This is a genomic window from Devosia sp. WQ 349K1 (genome assembly GCF_016595685.1).
Classification (GTDB): Bacteria; Pseudomonadota; Alphaproteobacteria; order Rhizobiales; family Devosiaceae; genus Devosia.
Genome location: NZ_JAENGO010000001.1, coordinates 292,561 through 309,989, shown reverse-complemented (window position 1 = coordinate 309,989; position 17,429 = coordinate 292,561). Strand labels below are relative to the sequence as shown.

Annotated in this window: 14 protein-coding genes; 13 read left to right on the top strand and 1 reads right to left on the bottom strand. The window is 55.6% G+C overall.

The window, feature by feature from the left end; translation table 11 throughout:
- The first annotated feature begins 263 nt into the window (after positions 1–263).
- From dnaE to JHL21_RS01260, 13 genes are all read left to right on the top strand, one after another.
- Positions 264–3,725 (top strand): DNA polymerase III subunit alpha, encoded by a 3,462-nt coding sequence (dnaE, locus tag JHL21_RS01320; protein WP_200211482.1) that lies wholly within the window; start codon positions 264–266, stop codon positions 3,723–3,725.
- 353 nt (positions 3,726–4,078) lie between these two features.
- On the top strand, positions 4,079–4,831 hold the full coding sequence (gene rpsB, locus JHL21_RS01315) for a 30S ribosomal protein S2 (RefSeq protein WP_169193960.1): 753 nt from the start codon (positions 4,079–4,081) through the stop codon (positions 4,829–4,831).
- A gap of 111 nt (positions 4,832–4,942) precedes the next feature.
- Positions 4,943–5,869: a translation elongation factor Ts gene (tsf, locus tag JHL21_RS01310; RefSeq protein ID WP_169193959.1), complete on the top strand. Its 927-nt coding sequence runs from the start codon at positions 4,943–4,945 to the stop codon at positions 5,867–5,869.
- Between the two features lie 195 nt (positions 5,870–6,064).
- The gene (gene pyrH / locus JHL21_RS01305; protein ID WP_200211480.1) at positions 6,065–6,784 is read left to right on the top strand and encodes a UMP kinase; all 720 of its coding nucleotides are present in this window, start codon (positions 6,065–6,067) and stop codon (positions 6,782–6,784) included.
- 72 nt (positions 6,785–6,856) lie between these two features.
- Positions 6,857–7,417, top strand: a complete 561-nt coding sequence (gene frr, locus JHL21_RS01300; protein ID WP_169193957.1) for a ribosome recycling factor — start codon at positions 6,857–6,859, stop codon at positions 7,415–7,417.
- Positions 7,418–7,447: 30 nt separating this feature from the next.
- Positions 7,448–8,209, top strand: a complete 762-nt coding sequence (locus JHL21_RS01295) for an isoprenyl transferase (RefSeq protein ID WP_200211478.1) — start codon at positions 7,448–7,450, stop codon at positions 8,207–8,209.
- A complete protein-coding gene (locus tag JHL21_RS01290) occupies positions 8,206–9,066 on the top strand; it encodes a phosphatidate cytidylyltransferase (RefSeq protein ID WP_200211476.1) in 861 nt (286 codons plus the stop codon). The genes JHL21_RS01295 and JHL21_RS01290 overlap by 4 nt, the downstream gene beginning before the upstream one ends.
- A 27-nt stretch (positions 9,067–9,093) precedes the next feature.
- The gene (rseP, locus tag JHL21_RS01285; RefSeq protein ID WP_200211475.1) at positions 9,094–10,215 is read left to right on the top strand and encodes an RIP metalloprotease RseP; all 1,122 of its coding nucleotides are present in this window, start codon (positions 9,094–9,096) and stop codon (positions 10,213–10,215) included.
- A gap of 143 nt (positions 10,216–10,358) precedes the next feature.
- A complete protein-coding gene (bamA, locus tag JHL21_RS01280; protein ID WP_200211474.1) occupies positions 10,359–12,515 on the top strand; it encodes an outer membrane protein assembly factor BamA in 2,157 nt (718 codons plus the stop codon).
- Between the two features lie 71 nt (positions 12,516–12,586).
- Positions 12,587–13,615, top strand: a complete 1,029-nt coding sequence (gene lpxD, locus JHL21_RS01275) for a UDP-3-O-(3-hydroxymyristoyl)glucosamine N-acyltransferase (RefSeq protein ID WP_200211473.1) — start codon at positions 12,587–12,589, stop codon at positions 13,613–13,615.
- Positions 13,612–14,085 carry a 3-hydroxyacyl-ACP dehydratase FabZ gene (gene fabZ / locus JHL21_RS01270; RefSeq protein WP_200211472.1) on the top strand — a complete coding sequence of 158 codons (474 nt, stop codon included), beginning with the start codon at positions 13,612–13,614 and terminating at the stop codon, positions 14,083–14,085. Before lpxD ends, fabZ begins: the two co-directional genes overlap by 4 nt.
- The gene (gene lpxA, locus JHL21_RS01265) at positions 14,082–14,885 is read left to right on the top strand and encodes an acyl-ACP--UDP-N-acetylglucosamine O-acyltransferase (protein ID WP_200211470.1); all 804 of its coding nucleotides are present in this window, start codon (positions 14,082–14,084) and stop codon (positions 14,883–14,885) included. The genes fabZ and lpxA overlap by 4 nt, the downstream gene beginning before the upstream one ends.
- A gap of 11 nt (positions 14,886–14,896) precedes the next feature.
- The gene (locus tag JHL21_RS01260) at positions 14,897–16,027 is read left to right on the top strand and encodes a lipid-A-disaccharide synthase (RefSeq protein ID WP_200211463.1); all 1,131 of its coding nucleotides are present in this window, start codon (positions 14,897–14,899) and stop codon (positions 16,025–16,027) included.
- Between the two features lie 50 nt (positions 16,028–16,077).
- Here JHL21_RS01260 and gltA read toward each other — a convergent pair whose 3' ends face one another.
- The gene (gene gltA, locus JHL21_RS01255) at positions 16,078–17,367 is read right to left on the bottom strand and encodes a citrate synthase (protein ID WP_169193948.1); all 1,290 of its coding nucleotides are present in this window, start codon (positions 17,365–17,367) and stop codon (positions 16,078–16,080) included.
- Positions 17,368–17,429: the final 62 nt, after the last annotated feature.

Here is a 17,429-nt window from a genome sequence, read left to right as displayed (position 1 = left end):
GCGGTGTTCCCGGTTTCACCAGTGTTCCCATCTGGACGAGAACAGAAATGGAACATATAAGAACAAACAGTGAAACACGGAGTTCAAAAATGCTCGATTTCGTTAAAGACCTCGCTGCCTTTGTCACCCTTGGCGCTTTCACTGTCGCGTCCCTGACTTGGGTCGACATTCTCACCCATTTCGCGTGATCGGTTGTGGAAGTCGGTAAACCGTGGTTTGACCAAAGAGGCTGACTGACTGAAGGTCAGACTCAGGAGAACCTCATGCGCGGCCCTGGCTTTATTCACCTTCACGTACACTCTGCCTTCTCTCTGCTCGAAGGCGCGATCCAGCTTGAGAACATTCTCAAGATGGCAGTCGAAGACGAGCAACCCGCCTTGGGGCTTGCAGACACAAGCAATCTTTTCGGTGCCTTGGAGTTCTCCGAGAAGGCCACGAAGAAGGGCATCCAGCCGCTGATCGGCATGGAAATGCAAATCGACTTCGCCGCTGCGGAAGAGCGCATAAGTGAGCGCGGACATGTGGCGTGGTCCGGAAAATCCAGCGTTGTGCTGATGGCGCAATCGGCGGAGGGGTTCGCCAACCTCTCTCGACTTGTGTCTAAAGCCTACATGGAAATGGACGGCGAAATTGGTCTGGCGCGCGCCCAGCTCGATTGGCTCAACTCCGACAGTCTTGCTGGCCTGATCTGTCTCTCTGGTGGCCCAGAGGGCGCCATTGATATGCCATTCGCCATGGGCCAGGACGCTAATGCAACGCGCCGCCTCGATCGGTTAGCCGATCTGTTTGGCGATCGTTTCTACATCGAAGTTCAGCGCCACGGCCGCACCAGTGAAGCTATCGTTGAACCCAAGCTAATCGATTATGCCTATCGCAAGGGCATACCGCTCGTCGCGACGAATGAGCCTTTCTTCAAATCTGCCAAAGAATACGAGGCGCACGACGCTCTGCTGGCAATCGCCGGTAGTTCCGTTATCGCCCAAACCGAACGGCGCAAGCTGAACGACCAATATTATTTCAAGACACGTGCGGAGATGATCGAGCTGTTCTCGGATCTCCCGGAGGCACTCGATAGCACGATTGAGATCGCCCAGCGCATGGCCTATCGCCCGCGCACACGTGGGCCCATCCTGCCTAAATTTGCCGCCGGATCGCATCAAACTGAAGATGAGGTTGTAGCGGCCGAAGGTGCGGTCCTGCGGGAGATGGCCGAAGCGGGCCTCAACATGCGCCTTCAGACGACGGGGATTGCTCCAGGCAAATCCGAGCAGGAATACCGCGACCGACTGGATTTCGAGCTCACCATTATCGAGCGCATGAAATTTCCGGGCTATTTCCTGATCGTGGCCGACTTTATCCAGTGGTCCAAAGCGCAGGATATCCCGGTGGGCCCTGGGCGTGGTTCGGGTGCTGGCTCCCTCGTCGCGTTCGCGCTGACGATTACCGACCTTGATCCCCTGCGTTACAATTTGCTGTTCGAGCGCTTCCTTAATCCGGAACGCGTGTCGATGCCCGACTTTGATATCGACTTCTGTCAGGATCGCCGCGAAGAGGTGATCCACTACGTTCAAGACAAATACGGCGCCGAACAGGTGGCGCAAATCATTACCTTCGGTACTCTGCAGGCTCGCGCTGTGTTGCGCGACGTCGGGCGCGTATTGCAGATGCCTTATGGGCAGGTCGATCGTATTTGTAAGCTGGTGCCAGCGAACCCCGCGGATCCTTGGTCGGTAGAGCGCACGCTCAAGGAGATTCCGCAGTTTAAGCAGATGGTCGACGAGGACGAGACCGTCGGTCAGCTGGTTGAAATTGCGCAGTCGCTGGAAGGGCTTTTCCGCCACGCGTCGACACACGCTGCTGGTATCGTTATTGGCGATCGCCCGCTCCAAGAGTTGCTCCCGCTTTACCGCGATCCGCGCTCGGTCATGCCGGTCACGCAGTATAATTTGAAATGGGTGGAACCGGCGGGACTTGTTAAGTTCGACTTCCTCGGACTCAAAACACTGACGACTATCCGTTACGCCGTCAACATGGTCAAAAATCGCGGCATTAACATCGATATCGACACTATACCGATCGATGACGCTGCAACCTACAATCTCTACTCGCGTGGCGACACCTACGGCATCTTCCAGTTTGAAAGTCCCGGCATGCGTCGCGCGCTGATGGACCTCAAGCCCGACCGTATCGAAGACTTGATCGCGATGAACGCGCTCTATCGCCCGGGTCCGATGGATAATATCCCGAGCTTCATTGATCGTAAGCACGGCAAGGAAGAGGTGAAATATCCGCACCCCGCGCTGAGTGAAGTGCTCGACGAAACCTATGGGATTATCGTCTATCAGGAGCAGGTGATGCAGATCGCCCAGCTTCTGTCTGGCTACTCTCTGGGTGAAGCAGACATGCTGCGCCGCGCGATGGGTAAGAAGATCAAAGCGGAAATGGACAACCAGCGTATCCGCTTCCGGGATGGTTCTGGTCCGCAAGGCGTAAGCGCAAAGCTTGCCGATGAAATCTTCGATCTTCTGGCCAAGTTTGCGAACTATGGTTTTAACAAGAGCCACGCGGCCGCTTACGCTTGGGTGTCCTACCAGACAGCTTATTTGAAGGAGCACTTCCCGCACGAGTTCTACGCGGCGTCGATGACGCTCGATATGGCGCAGACCGATAAGCTTTCTGACTTCCGCCGTGAGGCTGGCAAGAAAAAGATTGAGGTCGTGTCACCATGCGTGAACCAATCTGAAGTCCTGTTCTCGGTGAAGAACGATCGCATCCATTACGGCCTTTCGGCCGTGAAGGGTGTTGGTCGCGCTATGGCGGAGCATATTGTTGAAGTTCGTGCTGATAAGCCTTTCAAAGACTTAGGTGATTTTGCTCGCAGAATAGATCCGAAGGCGTTGAATAAGCGCACCTTGGAAACTCTGGTGAGCGCGGGTGCCTTTGATGGCATATCGCCAAGCCGCGAGATCGCCTTTGCAGCAGTTGAAACCATCATTGGTACGGCACAGGCACTCAATGCCGATCGTAACAGCGGCCAAGTCTCGATGTTCGATAGCGCTGAAGATCAGCAGTTCCGGATGCCGACCAATGTTGCAATTTGGAACTCGACCGAGCGTGCCGACAAGGAGCGCGCTGCTATTGGCTTCCACCTTTCAGCACACCCTCTCGATGCCTACACGGATATGTTCGAAAAACTCCGGGTTCAGAAATGGGCGGATTTTGAGCGCGCGGTAAAGGATGGCGCAGGGGCGGGGCGCTTGGCAGGCACAGTGGCGTCTCGACAGGATCGGCGGACTAAAAAAGGCACGCCGATGATGATCTTGTCGCTGTCTGACCAGACTGGGACCTTCGAGTGTATTGCCTTCTCTGAACAGATTAAGGACTTCGGTGAGCTCTTACAGCCCGGAAGGTCTGTGGTCCTGCAGGTTGGCGCTGATGAGCGCGATGGTAACGTCAGTCTTCGTCTCGTCTCTGCACAGCCTATCGAAGGCATGGCGGAGCGTATCGAGCGCCAGTTGACCATCTTTGTTGAAGATCGCGAGGCCCTTGGGCCGACAGCCGCGCAGTTAAAGCGGGGCGGGAACGGGGCCGTGAATTTCGTTGTCATCAGGGATGGTGGGGCGCGTGAGTACGAGATCGAACTGCCAGGGAAGTACCAAGTGACGGCTGAAGTGGCCGGGGGGATCAAGTCTCTGCCTGGTATTACGGATGTGCGCTTCGCATAAAACAACGCGGGGGAGGTGAGCCGATAGCCCGTCCTCCCCCACTTAGGGGTTTTCACCCTTGTCCCCGTGATCTCGCACGGGTCTATGTTTGAACAATGCCACGGCTGATGTTCTGTTCCCCTAATCAGTCGGGTGAAATTGAGATAAACTTGTCTCGGCACGTCGTAAGCAAGACGTGAGCCGCTTGCCAAAATACAGCTTCTAGCCTATATGGCGCACGCGTTCGGCCCACGGTCGAGCGTGATCACACACACAAGGCAGGGCTTTTCTTTCGGGGGAAGCCAACCGGTGACAGTCCTAACAGACGGTCGCAATTGTTTTGTGGAGGAATCAACCGGTAAAAGGATAGCCCAATGGCACTCCCAGAATTCTCCATGCGTCAGCTGCTCGAAGCTGGCGTGCACTTCGGTCACCAGAAGCATCGCTGGAACCCGAAGATGGAACGCTTCATCTTTGGCGTACGTAACGACATTCACATTCTCGACCTGTCGCAGACCGTTCCGGCTCTGCAGCGCGCTCTTCAGCTGGTGTCTGACACCGTTGCTGATGGCGGTCGCGTTCTGTTCGTTGGTACCAAGCGCCAGGCAGCTCCGCTCGTTGCAGACGCTGCAAAGCAGTCGGCTCAGTACTTCGTCAACTCGCGTTGGCTCGGTGGTACTCTGACCAACTGGCAGACGATCTCGAACTCCATCTCGCGCCTGCGCGAACTGGAATCGATGTCTGATGCTGACAAGGCGCTCCGCACCAAGAAGGAACGTCTGATGATGTCCCGTGAACAGGAGCGTCTTGAGCGCGACCTGGGCGGCATCAAGGACATGGGCAACCTGCCGAACCTCCTGTTCGTGATCGACACGAACAAGGAAGAGAACGCGATTAAGGAAGCTCGTCGTCTGGGCATTCCGGTTGTCGCAATCGTCGACACCAACTGCGATCCGGATATCGTTGATTACGCTATTCCGGGTAACGACGACGCAAGCCGCGCTCTGGAACTTTATGTTTCGCTGATCTCCCGTGCAGCTCTCGACGGTATCGCCCGTTCGTCCAGTGCACTGGGTGCAGACCTGGGCGCTTCGAGCGAAGCTCCGGCAGAAGACCTGTCGGAATAAGCTGCTAACTAATCGTCACAAGGCGTGCCTCCTTCGGGAGGCACGCTGACCCTTTAGGGTCTTCCAGATACACATTGCGGTTCCGCGAGGGGCCGCCAAGAGGTGAACCCCATGGAAATCACTGCTGCAATGGTCAAGCAGCTCCGCGACTCGACTGGCGTCGGGATGATGGACTGCAAGAAGGCACTCGCTGAAACCAACGGCGACATGGAAGCTGCAATCGATTGGCTGCGCACCCGTGGCCTCGCGAAGGCTGCAAAGAAGGCTGACCGCGTTGCTGCGGAAGGTCTCGTCGGTGTTGCGACTGCTGGCGCAAAGGCTGCTGTCGTTGAAGTGAACTCTGAAACCGACTTCGTTGCTCGCAACGATCAGTTCCAGAACATCGTGACTGCAATTGCTAAGCTTGCACTCGACGCCGATGGCGACGTTGCCAAGCTCGGCGAAATGCCATTCCCAGGCGCTGGCCACTCGGTTTCTGCTGAACTGACCGAAGCGATCGCTAAGATCGGTGAAAACATGAACCTGCGCCGCACCCAGACCGTTTCGGTCTCGGATGGCGTGGTCGAAAGCTACATCCACAATGCGGTCAAGCCAGGCATCGGCAAGATCGGTATTCTGGTTGCTCTCGAATCGACCGGTGACAAGGCAGTCCTGTCTGCACTCGGCAAGCAGCTTGCGATGCACATCGCAGCAGCTCAGCCGCAGGCAATTGCTCCGGAAGAACTGGATCAGGAAGTTGTCGCTCGTGAGCGCGCGATCATTCTTGAACAGGTCAAGGAATCGGGCAAGTCCGCTGAGATCGCTGAAAAGATGGTCGAAGGCCGTATGCGTAAGTACTTCGAAGAAGTCACGCTGCTGAGCCAGACTTTCGTCATCGACGGCGAAACCAAGGTTGCAGACGCAATCAAGAATGCTGAGAAGGACGCTGGCGCCCCGATCAAGCTGACCAAGTTCGTGCGTTTCGCTCTCGGCGAAGGCATTGAAAAGGTTGAAACTGACTTTGCTGCTGAAGTCGCTGCAACTGCAGGCGTAAAGTAAGCCATAGTTACGGCGGGTGGACCTTCGGGCCCGCCCGCTGCTCTCCGGCTGCGGCTAAGCGTCGGATTGAGCCAGTCTATTGTCTCGTTAAATTCCTTGCGCAAACTTTGCCTTCCTTTTTGAGGGCGATTTGCCATAGGGTCTGTCTGGTGTTTCGCAGACACCGGTTTTACAATTTTGAAAAAGGGTTCGCCGATGTCTTCTGCTTACAAGCGCATACTGCTCAAGGTTTCGGGCGAGGCGCTAGCGGGTGATAACTCATTCGGCATAGAGCCAAAGTTTCTCCATGGTGTTGCTGAGCAGATCGCGCAGGTTGCGCGCGATGGTGTTCAGGTGGCCATCGTCGTTGGTGGCGGTAACATTTTCCGCGGAATGTCTGGTGCTGCTGATGGCACTGACCGCGTCACTGCCGATGCTATGGGCATGTTGGGGACCATGATCAACGCTCTGGCACTGTCTAACGCGATCTCGCGGCAGGGCCTCAAGGCTAAGCCATTCAGCGCGGCGACCATGCCATCGGTTGCAGATACATACACCGCCCGTGATGCCAAGCAGGCCCTCGAGGAGGGTTTTGTCGTGGTGCTGGGTGGCGGTACGGGTAATCCCTTCTTCACAACTGATACGGCCTCGACGCTTCGCGCGATCGAGCTGGAATGCGATGTTGTCCTCAAGGGGACCAAGGTCGATGGCGTGTATTCCGCTGATCCGATGAAGGACCCGACAGCGACGCGTTACGACGCAATCAGCTTTGAAGAGGTGATTGCTCAGAATCTTAAGGTAATGGACACGTCTGCATTCGCTCTTGCGCGTGACAACGCAATGCCGATCATCGTATATGCGCTGGATGACGCCGCAGGTCTTGCCGGCATCTTGGAAGGCAAGGGCCGTTCCACGATCGTTGGTAAGTCTGCATAAGCCAGCAGCAGAATCTGTCGATGTGCGCTATGATTTGCGCACTCGAGAATAGGACTGGAAGGATAACCGACCATGGCATCTGCCTATAACCTCAGCGATCTCAAGACGCGCATGCAGAAGTCGATCGCGTCGCTCAAGGACGAATTGAGCGGTCTTCGTACGGGTCGCGCAAGCGCCAGCCTCTTGGAGCCAGTTGTTGTTGAAGCCTATGGCTCGCGCATGCCGCTCACCCAGGTGGCGACTGTGACTGTCCCTGAGCCGCGTATGCTTTCGGTGCAGGTGTGGGACCGTTCAATGGCTAACGCCGTTGAAAAGGCCATTCGCGATAGCGGTCTCGGTCTGAACCCAATGGGTGAAGGTCAGGTGATCCGCGTACCGCTTCCGGAGCTGAACGAACAGCGCCGTAAGGAACTCGCTAAGGTCGCTCACAACTATGCAGAAGCTGCGCGCGTTGCTGTGCGTCACATTCGACGTGACGGTATGGATGCCCTTAAAAAGGCTGAAAAAGACGGCGACATGAGCCAAGATGACTCGAAGAAGCAGTCTGAACTTGTTCAGAAGGCCACTGACGATGCTGTTGCAGAAATCGATACGGTCGTAGCAGCAAAAGAACAGGAAATTCTACAGGTTTAAGGCTTGTAGGTTCCGAGCCTGGAGGGGCTTATGGCTGGGGAACCCGCCGCAAAGATCAACGCTGTTTCAGGGTCGGGATGGAAAATTCCGGCCCATATTGGCGTTATTATGGACGGCAACGGACGCTGGGCTAAGCAGCGCGGAAAGATGCGAACGGAAGGGCACGTCGAAGGCGTGAAGTCCCTGCGTAACTGCGTCGAGCTCTGCATTACGCACGGCGTGGATTACCTCACCGTTTTCAGCTTCTCATCGGAGAACTGGACACGCCCTCCCGAAGAAGTATCCTTTATTTTCAATCTTCTACGCCGCTTTGTTGCGTCGGATTTGCAGAAGCTTATCCGGAATAATGTTCGTGTCCGGATCATCGGTTCGCGCCATCAGCTGGATGCGTCGATGGTGCGCTTGATCGAAGATGTTGAGGCGAAAACGTCTGCCAACACCGGGCTCACACTTGTCGTGGCTTTCAACTATGGCAGTAAAGCTGAATTGGTTGAGGCGACACGTCATCTCGCTGCAGAAGTCGCTGCCGGTCGGTTGAAGGCCGAGGACATCACAGAGCAACACGTTTCCAATGCTCTCTACACTGCGGGCATTCCGGATCCTGACGTCATCATTCGCACGAGTGGCGAGCAACGTCTTTCAAACTTTCTGCTGTGGCAGTCGGCATATGCTGAGTTCGTTTTTGTGGACGAACATTGGCCTGATTTCGATGAGCAGAGTTTTACCCGTGTACTAGAGATTTATACCAAGCGAGATCGACGCTTTGGCGGTATTGGAGCTGTGGCCAGTTGAGTAAATCAAAAGGCCCTGCGTCGAGCCAAAACACGCCTGTTCGTCGCTCTTGGGCTGATGTGGGACCGCGCCTTGTTTCTGCGCTGGTCCTCATCGCCTTGACCGTTGTGTCTCTCTATTTGGGTGGAATCTGGTTTGCGCTGGTGGTTAGCGCGGTCTTCGCTGGTTGCTATCGCGAGTGGGAGACTATGGTTTCTCGCCAGCCGATCACCCCTAGGGGCATTGCCATCGTGGCGCTTGTTGCTCTGTCGGGGGTGGTGTTTCCATTTTTCGGCTTTGTCTGGTCTCTCGCTGCTGTTGCGATTGCCTGCGGTGTGGCGTTGACCATGGGGCGTGGGGAGATACTGTGGCGCATGGTAGGCATTGTGCTGTTCAGCGCGCTCATCATCTCTGCGCTGTTAATGCGCGGTGCCGGCGATCTGGGTATCGTTGCTGGTGTGTTTCTGGGCACCTGCGTCTGGATGACGGACTCAGCGGCATTTTTCACTGGTCGCCAGATCGGTGGCGAGAAATTGGCTCCAGCCATTTCGCCGTCTAAGACTTGGTCAGGGGCTTTGGGCGGCTTGGCTTTAGGGACGATTGCGGGCCTCTCGGTCTGGATGGTGCTTACGCCGTCGCCGTGGTGGATTGGTTTGATTATCGCTGCATCCATCAGTGTACTGGGGCAGGTGGGTGACCTCACCGAAAGCAGCATAAAGCGCTGGTTCCGCATTAAAGACACAGGCGACATCATTCCTGGCCACGGTGGTCTAATGGACCGCCTTGATAGCCTCACATTCGGCTTGTTCTTGGTGGTGATTATTGGTGCCACCCATCAGGGCTTTGGCTCGGTCGCTGAAGGCCTGCTGCACTGGTAGTTTGCCAGTGCCACTATAAGGAATACCATGTTCGACGCCTTTTTATGGCTCAATGCCATTTGGATCATCGCTGCGATCGTCTTCATCCACGAGATGGGGCATTATCTTGTCGCGCGTTGGAATGGCGTGGCTATCCAGGCATTTTCGGTCGGTTTTGGTCCTGAGATTATCGGGTGGAATGATAAGCACGGCACTCGCTGGAAGATTTCGGCGATCCCGCTCGGTGGTTATGTTCGCTTCCTTGGTGATATGAATGAGGCCAGTGCGCCTGATCCTGAGGTAATGAAGAATATTGACCCGGCTCTGGCGCCGCGCTTGTTCATGAATAAGAATGTTTGGCAGCGGATCTCCATCGTTCTCGCGGGTCCAGTCGCAAACATTATCCTGACATTCGTCATCCTCTATGTTCTGCTCATGAGCTATGGGCGCTACATTATTCCGCCCACGATCGGCGACGTCTTGCCGGCCTCTGTTGCGGCTGAAGCTGGCTTTGAGCCAGGTGATACGATCATCTCTGTGGATGGTTACAAAGTTCGCGGGTTCGACGACTTCCAGCGATTTATCGCGACCAGCCCCGAGCGCGAAGTCAGCGTTGTATTGGAGCGTAACGGTGGCGAGCGTGCTATTGCACTAACACCAGAGGCTGTTTCAGTTGAAGACCGTTTCGGCAACAACCAGCGTATTGGCCGGATCGGGGTAATGCGTGACGTTACTCAAGAGGAAGTGGCGCTCTATACGCCGGGTCCAGTCGAAGCCATCGGCATGACCTTTGAGGAAATCCGCTTTATTATTCAGCGTACTGCGGCGTTCCTGGGTGACTTCTTTGTTGGTCGCGGAGACGTGGAGCAGCTTGGCGGTCCTGTCAAAGTTGCGAAGGTTTCCGGGGAAGTAGCGACCTTAGGGATCGTCGCGCTGATCAATCTGATGGCGCTGCTTTCCCTCAACATTGGCATATTCAATCTTCTGCCAGTTCCCATGCTTGATGGGGGGCACTTGCTCTATTACGCCGTTGAAGCGGTCAGGGGGAAACCTCTGAGTATGAGGGTGCAGGAGATCGGCTATCGCTTTGGATTTGCTTTGGTTGTCGGCCTTATGATCTTTACGCTCTTTAATGATACACTTTTCGCATATTTCGGAATTCTGCGCTAACCGCGGGTTAACCTTAACTGGCAGTGTGTTGCGTGAATACAAGGGTTGAGACGAATAACTTGAGTTCTGCGAGGTACGGGGTTGTTCCAAATTCAAAAAACAGTAAAACACTTCAATGGAGTTTGCTTGGGGAGGCGCTGTGCATGGCGATTCCCCGGGCGGTCGCAGAAGGCAAAAACAATATGATCTACCCCACCAAGCTGATGCGTGGCGCGGTTTCCGCGATCGCCATACTCGGGGCTTCGTCCCTCGCTGCTGGTGTTCCTGTTGTCGGCGCTGTCGCTGCCTACGCTCAGGAACAGCTCGTTGCCTCGGTTCTCTTTGAAGGCAACCGTGCAATTCAGGATAGCAAGCTGGTCGACATGGTTGACCTGTCGAGTTCTGGTATTTTCTCGCAAGCACGTCTTGCTGCCGACGTTGAGAGTATCCGTCGCGCTTATGATGCGCAGGGCTATCGCGGTGTTACCGTGACGGCGCGCACTGAAGCGACTGCTGATAGCCGCGTTCGTGTTATCTTCCAGATTAATGAAGGCAATCGCTCCGGCATTGCTGGGATTAATTTCACCGGTAATAACGCGATTGGTTCTGGCAACCTTAAGGGTGCGATGCTGACCAAGGAAACTGGTCTGCTGAGCTGGTTGGTTCGTGATGACTCCTACGATGAGCGTAAGCTTGCTGTGGATCGTGAACGCCTTCGTCTCTACTACGCAAACCGTGGTTACCCAGATGCTCAGGTGAACTCGGTTGTTGAATTTGACGCTGCGCGCAATGCGTACTTCATCAACGTCACTGTTAATGAAGGTCAGCGTTACAAGATCGGTAATGTTGGTATCGAAACCAGCATTAGTGGTCTGAATACTGATGCGCTGCGCGGTACTGTTCGCACTGGCAAGGGTTCGACCTATTCGGCTGATGCGCTGCAGAAGTCCATCGAGACGATGGCTTATGAGGCAACGGCTCAGGGGCACTCCTTCGCGGACGTTCGTGCTCGTCTCGATCGTGACGTTGCGACCGGTACGTTCAATGTTACTTACTTGGTTGATGAAGGTGCGCGTATTTACGTTGAGCGCATCAATATTAGCGGTAACGTTAAGTCGCGTGACTTTGTCATTCGCCGTGAATTTGACTTCGCAGAAGGCGATGCGTTCAATCGCTCGATGGTCGTTCGCGGTCGTCAGAATCTCGAAAATCTTGGCTACTTCACTAAGGTCGATATCTCGACCGCGCAGGGTTCCTCTGCGGATAAGATCATCCTCAACATCAATGTTGAAGAAGGTCCGACTGGTGAATATGGCGCAACCGCAGGTTACTCCACTTCGGATGGTATCCTTGGTGAGCTGTCGCTGACCGAGCGTAACTTCCTTGGTCGTGGTCAGTACCTTCGGGCTGCAATCGGTGCATCGGAATCGGGTCGTACTTTCGACTTCTCCTTCACTGAGCCGCGCTTCATGGGTACTCGGGTTTCGGCTGGTATTGATGCGTATCACCGCATTAGTGACGAAAACTCGAATAGCTTCTACGGTACTCAGGCAACTGGCGGTCAGCTTCGCTTTGGTATTCCGATCACCAGCGCGCTTTCGAGCTCTGTTTTCGTCGGTGGTGAGCACAAAGTTATCGCTGACGCGAAGGATCCGTACTCTGAGCTCGTTGACGATGGCCAGGTCTTCAACAAGGCTTTTGTTGGCTACTCGCTGACTTGGAATTCGCTGAACGATCAGAAGAAGCCAAGCGAAGGCTTGCTTGCGACCTTCACGCAGCAGTACATTGGCTGGGATCATAACCTGCTCAAGACCGAAGCACGCGGTCGCTACTTCATGCCTCTGATCCCGGATGCGGGTGTGGTTGGTAGTGTGCGCGCTCAGGCTGGTATCATCAATTCGATGGACGGTGGTGCCGTGCATGCGGTCGAGGCCTTCTCGGCTGGTTCGTCGCTTGTTCGTGGTTTCCAGGGTCGTGGTGTCGGTCCTCGTCTTACCAATGGCGAATACCTCGGCATGACCTACTACGCTGGTGTTTCGGCTGAAGTTCAGTTCCCGATCCCTGGTCTGCCAGAGAGCTACGGTTTGAGCGGTGCAGTGTTTGCTGATGCGGCATATGTCGGTAGCGAACATCTTCCAGGTCTTGGCGGCGGCGCACTTGCTGCTGGCAGTGTTGATGAGCCTTGGAAGGCTTCGGTTGGCGCGTCCCTGATCTGGGATTCACCATTCGGCCCGCTCCGTGGTGACGTTGCTCACGTGTTGAACAAGGCCACAGACGATCGTACTCAGGTGTTCCAGTTTACGATCTCCAGCTTGCTCTAATCAGAGCAACGTGACAGATATTTTCGAGCCGCGGCGCGGTCGCCCGCGGCTCGTTTATTTTGAGTGACAGTATGGTTGATACGCGTTTTCACCGTTTTGCCGGGCCTGTCCAGTTGGGCGCGCTGCTTGCTAGCATCGGTCGTGAGGATCTTGTTCCAGGCCTTAGCCAGCCGGACTACCTTGTTACGGGCGTTTCAGAACTAGAACTTGCAGGCCTAGGTGAGATCGCATTTGCGGCCCATCCGAGCTACGCGAGCGAGTTGCGCCAGTCCTCCGCCGGCATTGTGTTGGTTTCCCCAAATCTGGTTGATGACGCTCCTAAGGGAGCGATTGTCGTTGCGACAACTGGCACCCACAACGTTTTTGCCGACATCCTGGATGCGCTTTACCCATCCAACACACGGTCGATCATTGCTGGTCTGCGCGAAGATCTCGCCGAGCCGCTGATTGAGGCTGACGTCTATCTCGGCGCTAATGTCGCTGTTGGACAGGGCGTTGAAATCGGTCGCGGAACGGTTATCGGCGCCAATGCAGTCATTGGGGCAGGGGTCACCATTGGGCGCAATTGCGTTATTGGTGCCAATGTCACTTTAGAATGCGCCCATCTGGGCAATGGCGTTGTGCTGCACCCCGGTGTGCGGATTGGCACAGAAGGCTTTGGCTGGCTGGATCACGGCCGGACGAACCGGAAGATTCCGCAGCTCGGTCGCGCAATTATTCAAGATCGCGTTGAAATTGGCGCGAATTCGACAATTGATCGTGGCGCGCTTGGGGATACCGTGATCGGCGAAGGCACAAAGGTCGACAACCTCGTGCAGATCGGTCACAACTGCAAAATTGGTCGCAATTGTCTGATTGCGGCGATGTCCGGGCTCTCTGGGTCTACTATCGTTGAAGACAGCGTGCTTCTTGGTGGTGGGGTCGGGACCTCAGGGCACCTGAGAATTGGTACTCGCTCCGTGGTTCATGGCCGCGCTGCGGTGACTAAGGATTGGCCAGCAGATTCGAAGCTAGCTGGTGCGCCGGCTCAGGATATTAAAGATTTCTGGCGAGAACTCGCCATCATGCGCAAACTAACAAAGGGTGAGAAGCGGGGATGACTGAAACTACCGCCGTGACCGAACTCGATGCGATGAGCATTGGTGAAATTCTGGAAGCCCTTCCACACCGTTATCCGTTCCTGATGATCGATAAGATCATCGAGATTGACGGTGACGACAGTGCTGTTGGTGTGAAGAACGTCACCTACAACGAGCCTATCTTTACCGGCCACTTCCCCGGTAACCCGATTTTCCCTGGTGTGCTCATCATCGAAGGCATGGCCCAGACGGCCGGTGCTATCGTGATTAAGCACGATTCCAATGGCGGCAAGAAGAACGTCGTTCTGATGCTTGGCGTTGATAAGGCCAAGTTCCGCAAGCCAGCTGGTCCGGGCGATACGATTGAATTTCATATCGCTAAAATCCAGCGCCGCCGCAATGTCGGACGCTATGGCGCGCAAGCCAAGGTCAATGGCGTGGTGATTGCCGAAGCGGAAATCACTGCCATGATTGTTGGTGCCGACGAGTGAGCAGTTTGACTATTCATCCGACAGCTATCGTTGATAAAAACGCTCAGCTCGGTGCGGGCGTCCGTATTGGGCCGTATTGCATTGTCGGACCTAACGTCAAACTCGGAGACAATGTGGAACTGGTTTCCCATGTCTCCATTGACGGTCGCACCACAATCGGTGCCGGTACAAAGATCTTCCCCTTCGCTTCGATTGGGCATCAGCCTCAGGATTTGAAGTTCCACGGCGAAGAATCCTTCCTTGAGATCGGTGAGCGCAACACCATTCGCGAGTCCGTCACCATCAATCCGGGCACGGAAGGTGGCGGTCTATATACGCGGATCGGCAATGACTGCTTGCTCATGGCCTGTTCGCATGTGGCTCACGATTGCCAGGTTGGCAATAATGTGGTTCTGGCCAATTACGTTGGCCTAGCAGGCCATTCTATTGTCGGCGATCACGTCGGCTTTGGGGGCATATGTGCGGTGCGCCAGTTCGTGCGTATTGGTCATCATGCCTTCATCGGCGCGCAGAGCATGATTGATGCTGACGTCATTCCTTATGGCTTGGCTGTCGGTAATCGTGCGCGCCTGGGTGGGTTGAACCTCGTTGGTTTGAAGCGTCGCGGCTTTGATCGTGATGCAATTCATTCATTGCGTGCGGCCTATCGCATGATCTTCTCGCAAGAGGGGACGCTTCGCGAGCGCGTTGAAGACGCCGCTGAGATGTTTAAAGACAAGCCGCTGGTGCAGGATGTGGTGAACTTCATTACCGCTGAAGATCGCCCCCTTATTCAGCCGCGTGATCTAGACGAAGAGTAAGAGTAGAGAACATGACGAGCCCGCTTCGTCTCTTTATCCTTGCGGGCGAGCCATCTGGCGACCGCATTGCTGCAGATCTCGTGTCACGATTGCAGGCGCGTGTGCCACTTGAATTTGCCGGGGTAGGGGGTGAAGCACTCTCTGCCCTAGGCCTCAAATCATTCTTTGATATGAATGAGCTATCGGTCATGGGCTGGGCTGACGTGTTACCACGCTTGCCCAAACTACTCTGGCGGTCGCGGCAGGTCGCACGGGCCATTGTTAAGGCTCGGCCCGATGTTGCGGTGTTGGTCGACTCTCAGGTCTTTAGCGCCATTGTTGCCAAGCAGGTCCACAAGCTGGCTCCCGAAATTCCAGTGGTGCTTTGTGTCGCTCCCGCCGTTTGGGCTTGGAAGCCTGAGCGGGCCAAGTCCCTGAGCCCGAAATTTCGCGAGATACTATCCGTCTTGCCTTTCGAGCCAGCGTTTATGCGCGCGGCTGGCGGGCCGGAAACGAATTATATCGGCCACCCGGCGACAAGCGTATTCAAACAGCGTTCAGAAGTGCCCGAGCGCGGGCCGTTGATGCTCCTGCCAGGCAGCCGCGAGGGCGAGTTGCGTCGCCACCTGCCACTGATGGCCGAGGTCGCCAAGCAACTGTCTGACCATCCGCGTGTCACTGGTTTTGTGCTTCCGACACCGAGCCGTCTTAAAGCGCGCGTAGAGCGTGAAACCATCCAGTGGCCTGTTGCCGTTGAGGTCATCACAGGCGATGAGCGCCGCGCCGCTGCACTGGATAGCGCCGTGGCGGCTGTCGCGGTGACTGGTACCGTCACGCTTGAGCTTGCGCTTTCTGGTGTGCCCATGGTCACGACCTATGTTGCCGATAAGGGGCAGGCCAAGCGCTGGGTGAAGTATAAGGTGAAGTACGCCTCGCTCCCCAACGCGATCCTCGATCAGCCGCTGGTGCCCGAGGTTCTGCAGCTCGAAGCGGACCCTGCGGCACTGGTCGCGCAGATCACTCAGCTTCTCGACGAACCGGCAAGCAGCCAAGCGCAGTTGGATGGCTTTGCACGCATTCGCACTCTTATGGAACATGGAGAAGAGGGCGAGGCACGGGTTGATCCCGTTGAACGCATCCTTCGCTACTATAATCCGGAATGAAAATAGGCCCCGCAATGCGGGGCCTAATTTTATGATGATCTGACCTGCGATTAGCGGGTTTCAATCGGAGCGTAATCGCGTGCGGTCGCGCCTTGGTAGAGTTGGCGCGGACGGCCGATCTTCTTCTGAGGATCGCCGATCATTTCCTTCCATTGGCTGATCCAGCCAACGGTACGAGCCACCGCGAACAGAACGGTGAACATGGAGGTCGGGAAGCCGATCGCATCCAGGATCACACCGGAGTAGAAGTCGACATTTGGATAGAGCTTGCGATCGATGAAGTATTGGTCTTCCAGCGCAATGCGCTCGAGTTCCTGAGCAACCTGCAGGGTTGGATTGTTCTCAACGCCAAGGATGGCGAGAACTTCCTTCGCTGTCTGCTGCATGACCTTCGCACGAGGGTCGAAGTTCTTGTAGACGCGGTGACCAAAGCCCATCAGGCGGAACGGATCGTTCTTGTCTTTCGCACGAGCGATGAACTCGGGAATGCGATCAACAGTGCCGATTTCGCGGAGCATGTTCAGGCATGCTTCGTTGGCGCCGCCGTGAGCAGGTCCCCAGAGGCAGGCAACACCAGCAGCGATGCAGGCGAATGGGTTCGCGTCAGACGAGCCGGACAGGCGCACGGTCGAGGTCGATGCGTTCTGTTCGTGGTCTGCATGCAGGGTAAAGATCAGGTCCATCGCACGGGCGATTTTCGGATCGACCTTGTACTGTTCGGCAGGAACCGAGAAGCACATGTGCAGGAAATTCGCTGCGTAATCCAAGTCGTTACGTGGATAGACGAAGGGCTGACCGACCGAATATTTGTACGCCATAGCTGCGAGCGTTGGGATCTTGGCGATCATACGGATCGAGGCGATCTCGCGCTGCTGTGGGTCATTGATGTCGGTGGAGTCGTGGTAGAACGCCGCCATAGCGCCCACGACACCAGTCATGATGGCCATCGGATGCGCGTCGCGACGGAAGCCGCGATAGAAATAGTGCATCTGCTCGTGCACCATTGTGTGGCGGGTAACGACCTCGTCGAAGTCTTTCAGCTGAGCTGCGGTTGGCAGTTCGCCGTAAAGGAGGAGGTAGGAAACTTCGAGAAAGCTGGAGTGCTCGGCCAGTTGTTCGATTGGGTAACCGCGATAGAGAAGCTCGCCTTTGTCACCATCGATATAGGTGATGGCGCTATCGCAGGCGGCTGTCGAGGTGAAACCGGGGTCGTATGTGAACAGACCGGTCTTGGCATAGAGTGAACGGATATCAACCACATCTGGTCCGACCGACCCGCTTAGGATCGGGAACTCGTGGGTTTCATCTCCGATGACGAGTTTGGCGACTTTGTCGGTCATAGAGCACTCCTCGATTCATCGCAGGCACAAAAGCAAAGCTGGTGCATCGTGCCGGCACCGGC

Coding starts and splice junctions, on each gene's coding strand:
- dnaE (WP_200211482.1), top strand. CDS start 264: ATGCGCGGCCCTGGCTTTATTCACCTTCACGTACACTCTGCCTTCTCT.
- rpsB (WP_169193960.1), top strand. CDS start 4,079: ATGGCACTCCCAGAATTCTCCATGCGTCAGCTGCTCGAAGCTGGCGTG.
- tsf (WP_169193959.1), top strand. CDS start 4,943: ATGGAAATCACTGCTGCAATGGTCAAGCAGCTCCGCGACTCGACTGGC.
- pyrH (WP_200211480.1), top strand. CDS start 6,065: ATGTCTTCTGCTTACAAGCGCATACTGCTCAAGGTTTCGGGCGAGGCG.
- frr (WP_169193957.1), top strand. CDS start 6,857: ATGGCATCTGCCTATAACCTCAGCGATCTCAAGACGCGCATGCAGAAG.
- JHL21_RS01295 (WP_200211478.1), top strand. CDS start 7,448: ATGGCTGGGGAACCCGCCGCAAAGATCAACGCTGTTTCAGGGTCGGGA.
- rseP (WP_200211475.1), top strand. CDS start 9,094: ATGTTCGACGCCTTTTTATGGCTCAATGCCATTTGGATCATCGCTGCG.
- bamA (WP_200211474.1), top strand. CDS start 10,359: ATGGCGATTCCCCGGGCGGTCGCAGAAGGCAAAAACAATATGATCTAC.
- lpxD (WP_200211473.1), top strand. CDS start 12,587: ATGGTTGATACGCGTTTTCACCGTTTTGCCGGGCCTGTCCAGTTGGGC.
- fabZ (WP_200211472.1), top strand. CDS start 13,612: ATGACTGAAACTACCGCCGTGACCGAACTCGATGCGATGAGCATTGGT.
- JHL21_RS01260 (WP_200211463.1), top strand. CDS start 14,897: ATGACGAGCCCGCTTCGTCTCTTTATCCTTGCGGGCGAGCCATCTGGC.
- gltA (WP_169193948.1), bottom strand. CDS start 17,367: ATGACCGACAAAGTCGCCAAACTCGTCATCGGAGATGAAACCCACGAG.